General features: G+C 71.8%; 9 protein-coding genes. 6 read left to right on the top strand and 3 right to left on the bottom strand.

What is annotated here, in order from left to right; all coding sequences use genetic code 11:
- Positions 1–229: 229 nt before the first annotated feature.
- The 3 genes from ACT541_RS09625 (at position 230) to ACT541_RS09615 (ending at position 5151) form a co-directional block, all read left to right on the top strand.
- Positions 230–1969: an extracellular solute-binding protein gene (locus tag ACT541_RS09625; protein WP_476137514.1), complete on the top strand. Its 1740-nt coding sequence runs from the start codon at positions 230–232 to the stop codon at positions 1967–1969.
- Complete coding sequence (locus ACT541_RS09620; RefSeq protein WP_476136306.1) at positions 1966–3696, top strand: AMP-binding protein; 1731 nt, start codon at positions 1966–1968, stop codon at positions 3694–3696. Before ACT541_RS09625 ends, ACT541_RS09620 begins: the two co-directional genes overlap by 4 nt.
- Before the next feature lie 132 nt (positions 3697–3828).
- Entirely contained in the window at positions 3829–5151 is a 1323-nt protein-coding gene (locus tag ACT541_RS09615) for a GGDEF domain-containing protein (protein ID WP_476136304.1), read from the top strand.
- Between the two features lie 2 nt (positions 5152–5153).
- Here the strand turns inward: ACT541_RS09615 and ACT541_RS09610 are convergent, their stop codons facing one another.
- Positions 5154–6005: a ChbG/HpnK family deacetylase gene (locus ACT541_RS09610; protein WP_476136303.1), complete on the bottom strand. Its 852-nt coding sequence runs from the start codon at positions 6003–6005 to the stop codon at positions 5154–5156.
- A 192-nt stretch (positions 6006–6197) separates the two neighbouring features.
- Between ACT541_RS09610 and ACT541_RS09605 the strand changes: the two genes are divergently transcribed.
- From ACT541_RS09605 to argE, 3 genes are all read left to right on the top strand, one after another.
- The gene (locus ACT541_RS09605) at positions 6198–7220 is read left to right on the top strand and encodes a glycosyltransferase family 2 protein (protein WP_476136301.1); all 1023 of its coding nucleotides are present in this window, start codon (positions 6198–6200) and stop codon (positions 7218–7220) included.
- Complete coding sequence (locus tag ACT541_RS09600) at positions 7217–9637, top strand: hypothetical protein (protein WP_476136299.1); 2421 nt, start codon at positions 7217–7219, stop codon at positions 9635–9637. The genes ACT541_RS09605 and ACT541_RS09600 overlap by 4 nt, the downstream gene beginning before the upstream one ends.
- 105 nt (positions 9638–9742) lie before the next feature.
- Complete coding sequence (argE, locus tag ACT541_RS09595; protein WP_476136298.1) at positions 9743–10903, top strand: acetylornithine deacetylase; 1161 nt, start codon at positions 9743–9745, stop codon at positions 10901–10903.
- Positions 10904–11109: 206 nt separating this feature from the next.
- Here the strand turns inward: argE and ACT541_RS09590 are convergent, their stop codons facing one another.
- Positions 11110–11379 carry an EscU/YscU/HrcU family type III secretion system export apparatus switch protein gene (locus tag ACT541_RS09590; protein WP_476136296.1) on the bottom strand — a complete coding sequence of 90 codons (270 nt, stop codon included), beginning with the start codon at positions 11377–11379 and terminating at the stop codon, positions 11110–11112.
- Between the two features lie 7 nt (positions 11380–11386).
- Positions 11387–13837, bottom strand: a complete 2451-nt coding sequence (locus tag ACT541_RS09585) for a flagellar hook-length control protein FliK (RefSeq protein WP_476136295.1) — start codon at positions 13835–13837, stop codon at positions 11387–11389.
- Between the last annotated feature and the right edge of the window lie 129 nt (positions 13838–13966).

The raw sequence follows: 13966 nt of genomic DNA, 5'->3' as shown, positions 1-13966 counted from the left end.
CGCACCGCGGCACGGGCAGGCGCCACGACCGTGCTAGCATCGCGCCGAAGAATCGCCCGACGGTCGGAGACACGACGCCTTGATCGGCCCGAAATCAGCGCCGGATGACCGGTCCCGACGCCCGCGACGGTGGTCGCAGGCGTCGGCGCTCGCCCTCGCCTTCCTCGCCGCTCTCGCGTCCGGCCCCTTCGCGCCCTCGGCCGAGGCGGCGCCACGACCGGCGATCGCCATGCACGGCGAGGCGGCGCTTCCCCCCGGCTTCGACCATTTTCCCTATGCCGACCCGGCAGCCCCCAGGGGCGGGCGGGTGACGCTCGGCGTCGTCGGCTCGTTCGATTCGCTGAACCCCTTCGTCTTCAAGGGCAACCCGGCCGCCGGCTTCCGCGGCGGCGCGGAAGGGTCGAACGTCTACGAGAGCCTGATGGAGCGCGGCCTCGACGAGCCCTTCGCGCTCTACGGCCTGATCGCCGAGACGATCGACGTCGCCGACGATCTCTCCGCCGTCACCTTCCGCCTGCGCCGCGAGGCCCGCTTCTCCGACCGTACGGCGATCACGCCGGAAGACGTCGTCTTCTCCTTCGAGACGCTGCGCGAGAAGGGCCTGCCCTACATGCGGGCGAACTATCGCGACGTGAGCGCGGTGGAGAAGGTCGACGACCGCACCGTGCGCTTCCGCCTGAAGTCGGCGGAGAACCGCGAGCTGCCGCTGATCCTCGGCCTGATGCCGGTCCTGCCGGCGCACGACTGGAAGGACCGCGAATTCGAGGCGACCCGGCTCGATCCGCCGATCGGCTCGGGCCCCTACCGCGTCTCGACGGTCGAACCCGGTGCCCGCGTCGTCTTCACCCGCGATCCCGACTACTGGGCCAAGGACCTGCCGGTCCGCCGCGGCCTCTACAACGCCGACGAGCTGCGCTTCGAGTATTTCCGCGACCGCAACGCCATGATCGAGGCCTTCAAGAAGGGCCTGCTCGATCTCGCGGTCGAAATCGATCCGGGGCGCTGGACCAATGCCTATGCCTTCCCGGCGGTGACGGACGGCCGGGTGCTGAAGGAGACCTTCGGCCTCGACCTGCCGCGCGGCATGACCGGCTTCGCCCTCAACACCCGCCGTCCGCTCTTCGCCGACCGGCGCGTGCGCGAGGCGCTGACGCGGCTCTTCGACTTCGAATGGGCGAACCGCAACCTGTTCTATTCGCTCTACGAGCGTCAGGTCGGCTATTTCGACGCCTCCGAGCTCTCGGCTTATGCCCGTCCCGCCGACGCGCGCGAGAGGGCGCTGCTCGCCCCCTTCCCCGGCGCCGTCGCCCCCGCCTTCCTCGACGGGACGTGGCGGATGCCGAAGACGGACGGCTCGGGCCGCGACCGCCGGGCGCTCGCCGCCGCGCTCGATCTCCTGAAGCAGGCCGGCTGGCGGCTCGACGGCGCCAAGCTGGTCGATGCGGGAGGTCGCCCCTTCGCCTTCGAGATCCTGACCCAGACCCGCGAGCAGGAGCGCCTCGCCATGGGCTGGCAGCGCACCCTGGCGACGCTCGGCATCGATGCCCGCATCCGCACCGTCGACGCGGCGCAGTACGAGATGCGCCGCAAGACCTTCGACTTCGACGTGACGATGTGGGTCTGGGCGGCCTCCGCCTCGCCCGGCAACGAGCAGATCCACCGCTGGTCGTCGCGCGCGGCGAACGACGAAGGGTCGTTCAATCTGCCCGGCGTGCGGGTCCCGGCCGCCGACGCGGCGATCGCCGCACTGATCGGTGCGCGCACCCGCGACGACCTCGTCACCGCCGCGCGGGTCCTCGATCGGGTCCTGATGTCGGAATTCTTCGTCGTTCCACTGTTTCATCCACCCGGACAGTGGGTCGCCCACTGGACGCGAATCGAACATCCGGCCAAGACTCCGGGATCGGGTTGGCATCTGCCCGCGTGGTGGGTCCGCGCCGGGGAGAGGCAAGAAGGGTCGAAGCCATGATCGTCGCACGCGAGGACGAATCCCGCGCTCACGCCGCCACCGGCGCCTGGGGCCGCGTGACGCTCGACCAGATCGTCGCCCGCAATGCCGAGACCCGCGGCGACAAGGTCGCCGTCGTCGACGTCTCCGACCGCCCCGACTGGACCGGCGGTGCCGCCGAGAGCCTGACCTGGCGCGCGCTCAACACCCGCGTCGAGGCGCTCGCCGCCTTCTTCGCTGCGGTCGGCCTGCAGCCCGACCAGGTGCTGGTGTTCCAGATGCCGCCGACGGTCGACGCCGTCGTCGCCTTCCTCGCCGCCTCGCGCGCCGGCCTGATCGTCGCGCCGCTGCCGCTCTCGGCCCGCGAGGCCGACGCCATGGTGCTCGCCCGCCGCCTCGGCGCCCGCGCCATCGTCACCGTCGCCCGCACCGAGACCGAGACCCACGGCGAGCGCATGCGCGACGTCGCCGCCGAACTGTTCCAGATCCGCTTCGTCTTCGGCGCCGGCGGCGAGCTGCCCGACGGGCTGGTCGACCTGTCGATGGTCTTCGAGGAGGCCGCCTCGCTCGGCGCCGCCCCCGACATCGGCCGCAAGGGCAACGCCGCCGACCACGCGCTGACCGTCGAGGTCGTCGCCATGCCGGCCGAGGCCGGCGAGACCGCCGCCGCGGCCGTCGCCCGCAGCGAGGCCGACGGCGACAACGGCCGCATGATGCCGCTGCCGCGCTCGCACAACCACTGGATCGCCACCGGCCTGATGACCCTGCTCGAGGCCGGCATCGGCGCCGATTCGGTGGTGCTGTCGCCCTTCTCGCTGTCGGGTTCGACCGGCATCGGCGTCGCCGTCGTGCCGTGGCTGGTCGCCGGCGCGACGCTGGTGCTCGGCCTGCCGCGCTCGATCGACGGGCTCGCCGGCGAGGCCGCCACCCGCGAGGCGACGCATGTGCTCGTGCCCACCCGCTTCGCCGCCCGTCTCTCCGACCGGCTGTCGATGCGCCGCGTCGCCCCGACCCTGCTGGCGATCGCCGACGACGAGCCGCGCGACCGCCCGATGCCCTCCGGCGTCGACGTCGTCGACGTGACGCCGCTCGGCGCCTACGGTCTCGTCGTCCGACGCCGCAAGGAACCGAGCGGCCCGGTCGCCCTGCCGATCGGCGCCTGCGGCGCCCCCGCCGGCACGCCCTCTGCGCCGATCCTGATCGAGATGCGCCTCAAGGCGATCGCCCAGACCGCGGCGCAGATGGCGCAGGGTCGCCCACTCGGTGGCGAGCTGCAGCTGCGCGGCGCCATGGTGCCGCACTTCAACTGGCCGACCACCGCCCAGGAGCGCCGTCACCGCCCGCGCGATCCCGAGGGCTGGATGGCCACCGGGCTCGGTGCCCGCGTCGTCACCGCCCAGCCGCCGACCTTCGAACTCGCCGGCCGCATCGACGACGCCGTCCGCATCGGTCAGGCGCTCTACGACCTCGCCGCCCTCGACGAGCTCTATCGCGGCGTCGAAGGCGTGGCCGATGCCGCGGCCCTGCTGGTCGAGACCGCCGAGACCGGCACCGCCGTCGCCGCCGCCGTGGTGCCCGAGCCGGGCAAGCGCTTCGACGAGACGCTGTTCCGCGCCGCCGTCGAGAAGTCCCGCGTCGGCCTCGCCGAGATCCCGGTCAAGGTCTTCCGCGTGCCGGCGATCGCCCGCGGCCCGTCGGGACGCGTGCTGCGCGCCGGCATGGTCCAGCACCTGCTGCACCGCAGCTGACCGGCGGCGCGCAAGGCCGTGCCACGTCCGATCTCCGTGTCGGGGCAATCCCTTCGCCCCGACGACGTCGATCTCTTAACATCTCGTAAACCACGTTCGTGCGAGGATTCCGCCATTCGGAGATCCTCGCTCATGTCCTATCGCGGCCGCGTCCTCGTCATCGAAGAAACGCCCCGCCCGGAGACCCGTCGTCTCTGGGACGGGATCCGGGCCGACGGCTGGGACGTCCGCGCCCTGCCGCTCGCCCGCACGCTCGATCGCGGCGCCGTCGAACATCCCGACGTGGTGGTCCTGAACTTCGCCGGCACCGACGGCGAGGTCGACCGCACCCGCTATCTCGACGCCGCCGCCCGCATGACCATGCTGCGCGGCGCCCGCCGCCTGCCGGTCGTCGCCGTCGACGAGGAGGTCCACCCCGACGAGCGCCCGATCGGTCTGTCCGACGTGCTGCGCGCGCCCTGGTCGGTCGGCCACGTCTCCGCCCGCCTCGGCTCGCTCGCCCGGCTCGCCACCATGCGCGCCGAGATCCTGCGCCGGCTCGACACCGCCTCGCGCTTCGGCCTGTCGCGCACCGAGCCCGACCTCGGCGCCGGTCTCGCCGACGCCCATGTCCTGGTGGTCGGTGCCGGCATCCGCTACTTCACCATCGAACGCGCGCTGTCCAAGCGTTCGACGCTGATCGGTGCCTTCACCATCGACACCGCCGTCGACTATCTCGAACGCCGCGCCTTCGACGCCGTCGTGGTCAACCTGCCGCTCGAGGATGCCATCGACTTCCTCGAGGTGCTGCGCCGCAACCCCGACACCTTCGCCCTGCCCGCCGTCGTCCTGACCGGCGAGACCGAGCCGCGCCTCGTCGAGGCGGTCCACGCCGCCGGCGCCACCGACCTCGTCTTCGCCGACGAGAGCGAGAAGGTCTTCTCCGACCGGGTCGAGGCGGCGATGACCGAGCACCGCCTGCGGGCGACGCTGAAGGCCGCCTACGGCGATACCCGCCACGACCGCACGCTCGATTCCGTCACCGGCCTCTACCGCCGCGCCTTCCTGATGGAACATCTGACGTCGCTGATCGACGACGCCCGCGACCAAGACGAGCCGCTCGCCGTCGTCGGCTTCCGCCTCGCCGAACTGGCCGAGATCAATGCCGAATGGGGCTGGGCCGCCGGCGATCACCTGCTGGCGCAGGTCGGCCGGATGATCGCCCGTCTGGTGCGCGGCGAGGACACCGCGGCGCGGGCGGGCGGCGATCGGCTCGCCATCGCCCTGCCGGCGACCGACGTCGAGACCGCCCGTCCCGTCGCCAACCGCATCGCCGGTATTCTCGAGACTACCGCCTTCTCGGTCCCCGGCGCCCCCGGCCCGGTGTGGATCACGCTCGACGTCGCCATCGTCGAGCCCGACGACGACGAGGACGCCGCCGCGATCCTCGCCCGCGCCTTCGGTCCCGTCGTCTGATCTCAGTCGAGCGCCCGCATCCGGACCACGTCGACGCCCGCCGCCGCGAGCGCGGCGGCATAGGCGTCGCTCGCCAGGAAGGCGAATTCCGCCCGCCGCGCCCGATCGATCGGGTCGGCCGGGTTCGCCGGTCCTTCCGGATGGGCGGGATGGCACATCACCAGCGGCCGTGGCCCGAGATGGTCGAGGAAGGTCGGGAAGACTTGCGGGAAGCGCTCGGGCTCGAAGGCGGTGATGCCGCCGAATCCCTCGTTGACGGTGATGCCGCGCGCCCGCGCGGCACGCGCGAAGCCGCTCGCCAGCGCGGTGATGAACAGCGCCTTGCCGGTCTCGATGCCGCGCGCGACGATCCGTCCCGGCCGCTCGCCGCTGTCGCGCAGCCAGGTCTTCGCCGGATCGAGGATGCCGCGGTCATAGGCCGCGAAGACCGCACGCCGCACGCCGGGGAAGATCTGGACGTGCTGGTGACCGTCGAAAAAGTCGGGATCTCGCCCGAAGGCCGCCCTGAAACGAGCGACCTGACGCCCGATCTCCGCCGTCATCTCCTCGTAGTCGAGACGCAGGAGAAGCGAGCGGCCGAGCACCCGTCCGAGCGAGACGGGCCGACCCTCGGGATCGATGGATCGAACCGGCTGGACGGGCGGAAGATCGGTGAGCGCGAAGTGCAGACCCACGTCGATCCGATCGGCGATCGCCGCGAGTTTCGCGGCGTCGGCCTCGAAGGCCGGGCCCGTCACCATGCAGCCGGTCGCGCCGAGGCGGCCCAGCGCGACGAGTTCGAGAATGCCGCGATCGATGGTTTCGGAGAGCCCGAAATCGTCGGCGCAGAGGACGAAGGACCGCTTGCCTGTCATTCCTGCTCCGAACCGCGGCCTCGCCCCGCGGTCGTCAGCACGGCGACCCGACCCGTCGCCGATCCGTTTGCTCTCGCGCGAAGCCTGCCCGTCTTCGCCATTGACGCCCCGCGAGATTGAGGCGAAGTCTTCTCGCCGAGCGCCGGGTTCATCGCATACACGACCCATCGCGTCCTTGAAAGGATTTCGACCATGACGTCCGCGCCGGAGACCCTCGAGCGCTCCGCCCTCTCCGCCTCCCTGGTCAGTGTCGTCCTGCCGATGCACAACGAGAGCGAGGGCATCGCCCCGCTCTTCGCCCGCCTCGTGCCCGTGCTCGAGAGCCTCGGCTGCCCCTTCGAGATCGTCGCCGTCGACGACGGCTCGCGCGACGACACCTGGGCTCGACTGAAGGCGGCGCGCACCACCGTGCCGGGTCTCAAGGTCGTCACCTTCTCGCGCAACTTCGGCAAGGAGATCGCCGTCACCGCCGGCCTCGCCCACACCCGCGGCGACGTCGTGGTGGTGATGGACAGCGACCTCCAGCACCCGCCGGAGGCGATCCCCGAGCTGATCGGCCTGTGGGCGACGGGCGACTACGACGCCGTCAACGCCCGCCGTGTCGATCTCGACCACCAGTCGATGCTGCGCTCGGCCTTCTCGACGGCCTTCTACAAGTCGTTCGAGTTCATGTCCGACGTGCCGATCGACCGCGAGGTCGGCGACTTCGGTGCCTACGACCGCAAGGTCATCGACGCCTTCCTCGCCATGCCCGAGCGCAACCGCTTCAACCGTGGTCTCTTCGCCTGGGCCGGCTTCCGCACCACCACGGTGCCGGTCACCATGGGCGAGCGCACCACCGGCACCTCGCAGTGGGGCTTCTTCAAGCTGCTGCGGCTGGCGATCGCCGCCATCACCTCCTTCGGCACGCTGCCGCTGAAGATCTGGGCGGTGATCGGCTCCTTCGTGTCGCTGTCGTCGCTGCTCTACGGTGCCTATGTCGTCGCCAAGACCCTGATCTTCGGCGCCGACGTGCCGGGCTTCCCGTCGCTGATGGTGGCGATCCTGTTCTTCTCCGGCGTCCAGCTGATCGGTCTGGGCATCATCGGCGAGTATCTCGGCCACGTCTTCTCCGAGGTGAAGCGCCGGCCGCTCTACTTCGTGCGCGAGGCGATCGGCTTCGACGAGAAGCACGTCGCCCCCGCCGCCGCCCCCACGGTGGAGGTCCGTCGTTGACCCTCGCCGATCCCGCCGGCCGCCGTGCCGCCGATCCCGGCCTCCGGGTCGTCTTCGTCGTCGTCGTCCTCGTCCTCGCCTGGGTCTTCCTGACCCGGCCGTGGCTGTTCGGCGGGTTCACCGTACCCTGGGACGCGGAGGCCCATTTCCGCGCCCAGCTCGGCTTCCTCGCCCATTCGATCCACGAAGGCCGCGGCATCACCTGGAACCCGTGGATCTTCGCCGGCTGGCCGCAGATCTCCGATCCGCAGTCGCTGATCTTCGTGCCCGCCTTCTTCGTCCTCGCCCTCCTGGTGCCCGATCCGAGCGCCCAGGCGATGGATGCCGCCGTCTTCGCCCAGCTCGGCCTCGGCGGGCTCGCCCTGGCGCTGTGGTTCCGTGATCGCGGCTGGCACGCCGGCGGCGCCGTCGTCGCCGCCCTCTCCTTCGCCTTCGGCGGCTCGGCCGCCTGGCGGCTCCAGCACACCGGGCAGGTGATGAGCTACGCGATGCTGCCCATCGTGCTCTTCTGCCTCGACCGTATGATCGCCCGCCGCTCGATCGCCTGGGGCCTGTGGACCGGCATCGCCGCCGGCTTCCTGGCGCTCGGCCGCGACCAGATCGCGTTGCTGTCGCTCTATTTCCTCACCGGCCACGCGCTGTGGGAGATCTTCACCCGCGAAGCGCCCGTCCGCCATTTCCTGCGCACCCTCGTCCCCGGCCTCGCCGTGGTGATCGGCGGCCTGCTGGTCGTGGTCGTGCCGGTCGTCATGACGCTGCTTCTCGCCGAGCATTCCAACCGGCCGGAGATCGACTTCGTCGGTGCCGGCAAGGGCTCGCTGCCGCCCGAGGCGCTGATCTCGGCGGTGATCGCCGATCTCTTCGGACAGGGCGCGCAGGACGTCGACTACTGGGGGCCGCCCTCGCCCGCCTTCGGCTACACCGACGTCTTCCTCGCCCAGAACATGGGCGCGGTCTATGCCGGCGCGATCCCGATCCTGACCATCCTGGTCGCCGGCCTCGCCCGCGGCCGTCTCTTCGTCAAGGAGATCGGCTGGCAGACCATCGCCGCCGTCTTCTTCCTGCTCTACGCCGTCGGCTGGTACACCCCCGCCTTCCGCGTCTTCTACGACACGCTGCCCGGCGTCGACCTCTACCGCCGCCCCGCCGACGCCACCTTCATGATCGGCTTCTCGATCGCGGTGCTCGGCGGCTGGCTGACCCATCGGCTCCTCACCGAGCCGCGACGCCCGCGCGCGCCGTTCGCGGTGATCGCCGCGCAGATCGCGCTCCTCGCCGTGGTCTTCGGCGCACTGCCGATCGCCTTCGGCCTCCACGCCGACCGCCTCGCCCTCGTCTGGAAGCCGCTCGTCACGGCGCTCGTCTTCTCCGGCCTCGCGCTCGTGGTGCTGCTCACCGCCCGCGCCTTCGTCCGCGATCGTTCGCCTCGCGGCGGCGTGCTGGCGGTCGGGCTGCTCGCGGTCTTCACCACGGTCGACCTCGCCTGGAACAACGCGCCGAACGAATCGACCGCCTACCCGTCGGCGACCTTCGACGCGCTCGACAGCGCGACGAAGGATCCGGTCGTCGCCTTCCTCAAGAAGCAGGTGGCGGAGAACGATCACGGCGACCGTCGCGACCGCGTCGAGCTGGTCGGCATCGGCTTCCACTGGCCGAACCTCGGCATGGTCCACGGGCTCGAGCACACGCTCGGCTACAACCCGCTGCGCACCGCCGAATATGCCCAGGCGACCGGCGCGATCGACCACATCGCCATCCCCGAGCAGAAGACCTTCTCGGCGCTGAACCCGTCCTACGATTCGCTCCTCGTCGACATGCTCGGCCTCAGGTGGATCGCGACGTCGCTGCCGATCGAGAAGATCGATCCGAAGCTCGCCCCCGGCGGCCTGACCGAGGTCGCCCGCTTCCCCGCCATCCCCGGCATCTATCCCGCGCCCGGCCGGCCGGAGACGTGGATCTACGAAAATCCGCGCGCGCTCCCCCGCGTGCTGGTGGTCGACCGCGCCCGCGCCGTCGCCTTCGATCAGATCCTCGCCGAGGGCCGCTGGCCGGACGGCTTCGACCCGCGCCGTGAGGTTCTCGTCGCCCGCTCGGGAGAAGGTGCGATCGACGGCCCGTTGCCGGCGGCGAGTGCCGACGCCACACCCGCCGGCACCGCCACCATCGCCAGGTATCTGAACTCGGAAGTGGTGATCGACGCCGACATGGCCCGTGACGGCTTCCTCGTCCTCAACGACGCCTGGCATCGCTGGTGGCAGGTCGAGATCGACGGCAAGCCGGCCGAGGTGGTGCGCGCCAACCTGCTCTTCCGCGCCGTCGCCGTGCCGGCCGGTCACCATCGCCTGCGCTTCACCTTCCACCCGTTCGAAGGGGCGTGGCGGGACTTCCCCGGATTGATGCGGGATCTCTTCGAGTGAACGTCGGGGGTTCCACCGAGCCCCCGAAACCCGGTAGACTGACCGCTTCTCGCCGCCGCCTCACGAGGCGGCGGTTCCCTTTCGCGACCGGACATCCCGCGCCCGATGACCCTTTCCGCCACCGAGATCCTCGCCCGCCTCGTCGCCTTCGACACGACGAGCCGCAACTCCAACCTCCCGCTGATCGAGTGGGTGGAGGCGATGCTCGCCGAGTACGGCGTGCATTTCGAGCGGGTGCTCGATCCGACCGGCACCAAGGCCTGCCTGTGGGCGACGATCGGCCCGCGCGACGTCCCCGGCTACGTCCTCTCCGGCCACACCGACGTCGTCCCCGTCGATGATCAGGACTGGGCGACCGATCCCTTCGTGCTGACCGATATCGGCTCGCGCCTCTACGGCCGCGGCACCTCCGACATGAAGGGCTTCGCCGCCGTCTGCCTGTCGCGCCTGCCCGAGATGGTCGCCGCCCCCCTGAAGCAGCCGATCCACCTCTGTCTCTCGCACGACGAGGAGGTCGGCTGCATCGGCGTCCGCAACGCCCTCGCCCGCATCGACGAACTGGCCCCGGCGACCCCGCTCGCCGCCTTCGTCGGCGAGCCGACCAACATGGCCGTCGTCGTCGCCCACAAGGCCAAGTGGTCCTATCGGGTGACGGTCCGCGGGCATTCCTGCCACTCGTCGCTCGCGCCCTCGGGCGTCAACGCCATCGAGGCGGCGGCGGAGGTGATCGCCGAGATCCGCGCGATCGGCCGGCGCTTCGAGACCGAAGGCCCGCGCGATCCGCTCTACGACGTGCCCTTCTCGACCTCCCACGTCGGCACCATCCACGGCGGCACGGCGCTGAACATCGTGCCGGAGCACTGTGTCTTCGAGTTCGAGTTCCGCATGCTCGCCGGCGTCGACCACCAGCCCTTCGAGGACGAACTGCGCGCCCATGTGGCGACCGTGATCGAGCCCTGGATGAAGGCGCGAGCGCCCGAGACCGGCGTGACGATCGAGCGCGTCAACGGCTTCCCCGGCTTCGACACGCCGCCCGAGGCGGACGCGACGGTGCTCGCCAAGCGCCTCGCCGGCCGCAACGACCACACCAAGGTCGCCTACGGCACCGAGGCCGGCCTCTTCGTCGCCATGGGGCGCATGCCCACCGTCGTGGTCGGCCCCGGCTCGATCGGCCAGGCGCACATTCCGAACGAGTTCATCGAGAAGGTCGAGCTCGACAAGTGCGGCACCTTCGTCGACCGGCTGATCGAGCATTGCCGGGGGTGAGGGGGATGCGGGCCGCCGAGCCGGCGGTCGCCGCACCGTCGTGCGCGATGCTTCGAGACGCGGGCCTTCGGCCCGCTCCTCAGCATGAGGCGTTTGATTTTGCTCGATGAAACCCGAGGCGCCTCATGCTGAGGAGCGCCGAAGGCGCGTCTCGAAGCATCGCGCACCCTGGCACCGAAACAGCTGCGCCCGAACGAAACCCCGCCTCACTTCATCTTGCCCGACGAGCGCAGCACGAAGGAAATGACCTCGGCGACCGCCTTGAACAGCGTCTCGGGGATCTGACGATCGAGCTCGACCGCCGACAGCGCCTTGGCGAGCAGCGGGTTCTCCTCCACCGCCACGCCCGCCTCCTCGGCGCGCGCGACGATCTGGTCGGCGACGTGGCCCTCGCCCTTGGCGACCACGGTGGGGACACCCTGCCCCTCCCACTTGAGGGCCACCGCCAGTTTCTTGTCGTCGGTCTCGTTCGCCATGGAGCCCTCAGAGACTGACGTCGATGAAGTGGCCGGACGTGCTCTGCGCCTCGGCCCGCGTCGCCGGCGGCTCGCCGGCCGAGACATGGACCGCCTCGAGCACGCTGCCGCCGTCCGCCAGCGCCGAAGTGAGCGAGCCGATGTCGGCGGCGAGCTTTTCCGCCATCTCCGGCCGCTCGATCCACAGCCCGACCGAGAGATGCTCACCCGACAGGCCGATCTGCGCATGAACCGGCCCGATCGGCTCGACGTCGAGGGCGAAACGCACCCGCCAACCGACCTTCGCGGTCTCACCCGACTGTCCGCCCTGCTTGCCGTCGCGCTCGACCGTCATCTGCACGATCGACGTTCCGTCGCGGGTGGCGAGCGGCAGCTCGGCCGTCCATTCCTTGCCGCCGCGCTGCACCGACGCCGCCGCCTCGCCCGAGGTGTCGAGCACCGCCCATTGCTCGAGGAGAATGCGCTGCAGCGCCCCGTCGGCGCGCTCCAGCGTCTTGCGTGCCAGCTGTTCGACCGCCTCCACCGTATCGGCGCGTTCGCCGACCGACGGGTCCTGGGCGATCGGCGGCGCCCCCTTGCGCGGCGGCGGCGGCGCCTTGCCGGCGCGTTCGCGGGGGGAGGCCACGATCCCCGCCCCGAGCGACGCCGCCTCGTCGGCCGCCCCTTCGGCGAGACCGAGATCGGCGGCGACCGCCCGCACCAACCGGAAGGCCGCCGCCAACGCCTGTTCGTCGCCCTCGGCGGCCGGCGCCACCACGACGACGTTCGGATCGGTCGCGGCTGTCGTGCTCGCCGTCGCCGGCTTGGGCGTGCCGTCGGGAGCGATCTGCGGCTGCCCGCTGTCGCGAATCAGCATGACGCCGCCCGTGGGTCCGGCGATCGCCGTCGGCCCGTGCGCCGGCGTCTGACCCGCAGTCGGAACCTGCGCCGCACCGGCCGGAGCGGCCGAAACGGTCGTGGTCGTGGGCGCCCCGACATTCGTGGCGACGGGCACCGTCCCCGACGGGGGTGGAGTCGTGTTCGGCGTCGCGGTCGCGGCCCCGGCATTCGGCACCGCCGCATCGCCGGAAGGCTGCGTCGAGGGGGGGACCGTGGGAGGCGCCGTGGGAGGCGTCGTCGGCGCCGTCGTGGTCGCCGGGGCCTGGGGCACGGTCGGCGCCACCGCCGGCATCTCGGGGCCGTCGACGACGGCCGGTGCCGTCACGGTCGCCCCGGCGCCCGGTGTCGCCGCAGGCGTGGGTGCGGGCGCGGGCGCCTGTGCCACCGGGGCCGCCGACGGGGCCGGGTTCGTCGTGTCCGAAGGTATCGCGGGCGCGGCCTGCGTCGCAGCCGGACTCGGCGGCACGGGTGATCCCGTGACCGGCGGCGGTGAAGCCGGTGTCGCGGCGGCGGCCGTCGTCGTGGGCGCCGATGCGCCACTCTGCGGCGTCGGCACGGCCGCACCGCTCTGTCCCGCGCCCGGCGGCACGGCGACCCGCGCGGCCGGCGACGGCACGCCATAGGCTGCGGCGGCCAGACGACCGCGGCCATCGGGCAGAACGTCCGGCGGCACCTGGGTCCGGCCGGACGAGGTCGGCGCGGTCTGGGGCTGGCCGGAAGTCTGCGGCTGAGCCGCGGCGGCCGCCTGCGCCGCCCCGCCATAGGCCGCACGCACCGCGAGCCCACTCGACGAGGCCGGCGCCTCGCCGCCCGTCGCCGCACGCTGAGCCGGCGTGCCCGCCTGCCCAGCCGCGGCGCCGCCCGTCGTCGCCGACGCCGTCGAAGCTGCTGCGGCGGTCCCCGCCGTCGCCGATCCGGCCGGCGCGGCGTTGCCGACCCACTTGGTGAGCGCGTCGCGCAGTGAGGTGAAGACCGCCTTCAGATCCTGATCGCCTGCGGGCGCCGCCACGCCGCCGCGCGCCGCGCGCGTCGACTCCGTGAAGAGCCCGGAATTGCGGAAGGCCGCCGCCACCGAGGCCGCCGAGACCGACCCCGACGCGGCCAACCGCCCGCCGAGGATCTGGTCGACGATCGAGCGAACCGGATCGGGCACGTTGCCGGCCGGCGCGCTCGACAGGCCGGACAGCGCACCGTAGAGCGGTGCCAGACCGCTCTGCGCCGTCACCGCCCGCGCCACCGCCCGCCCCAGCGCCGCGCGCGCCGGATCGACCGCGGGAGCCGTCGCTGCCTGCGTCGTGGTCGGTTGTTCGTTCGGCAGGAGTTCGAGGCGGATGCCGCTCTTGCCGTCACCGCCCGGCACCGCCTGCACTTCGAAGCGCAGGACGTCGCCGACCGCGACCTTGGCCTTGCCGAGATCGACTTCGAGCGTGCCGTGACGACTCGCCAGCGTCGCCATCTGACCGGCGAGCGCCGTCACCCGCGCCTCGAGCTGGCGACCGGTGGACAGGCTCGACAGATCGAGACCGCTCGCCGCCGCACCCGTGGCGGGGCCGATCGTTCGGGAGGAATCGACGACCATGGGCGTCTCCTCTGACCCGTCCCTCGTCAAATCTGGCTCGCCGCCGTCGTGACGACAAGAGGAGCCGCGTGCGAATCGTTCGAGTCGTGGGATTCGAGTGTGCCGGAGACGCCGCACGAGCGACAGCAC

It is taken from the genome of Pinisolibacter sp. DMC100, from assembly GCF_056313705.1.
This window is presented reverse-complemented; position numbering and strand designations above follow the sequence as displayed.

What these genes read in the sequence shown, in the direction of transcription:
- ACT541_RS09625 (WP_476137514.1), top strand. Translation starts at nt 230, where the DNA reads ATGCACGGCGAGGCGGCGCTTCCCCCCGGCTTCGACCATTTTCCCTAT.
- argE (WP_476136298.1), top strand. Translation starts at nt 9,743, where the DNA reads ATGACCCTTTCCGCCACCGAGATCCTCGCCCGCCTCGTCGCCTTCGAC.
- ACT541_RS09585 (WP_476136295.1), bottom strand. Translation starts at nt 13,837, where the DNA reads ATGGTCGTCGATTCCTCCCGAACGATCGGCCCCGCCACGGGTGCGGCG.
- ACT541_RS09605 (WP_476136301.1), top strand. Translation starts at nt 6,198, where the DNA reads ATGACGTCCGCGCCGGAGACCCTCGAGCGCTCCGCCCTCTCCGCCTCC.
- ACT541_RS09590 (WP_476136296.1), bottom strand. Translation starts at nt 11,379, where the DNA reads ATGGCGAACGAGACCGACGACAAGAAACTGGCGGTGGCCCTCAAGTGG.
- ACT541_RS09620 (WP_476136306.1), top strand. Translation starts at nt 1,966, where the DNA reads ATGATCGTCGCACGCGAGGACGAATCCCGCGCTCACGCCGCCACCGGC.
- ACT541_RS09610 (WP_476136303.1), bottom strand. Translation starts at nt 6,005, where the DNA reads ATGACAGGCAAGCGGTCCTTCGTCCTCTGCGCCGACGATTTCGGGCTC.
- ACT541_RS09615 (WP_476136304.1), top strand. Translation starts at nt 3,829, where the DNA reads ATGTCCTATCGCGGCCGCGTCCTCGTCATCGAAGAAACGCCCCGCCCG.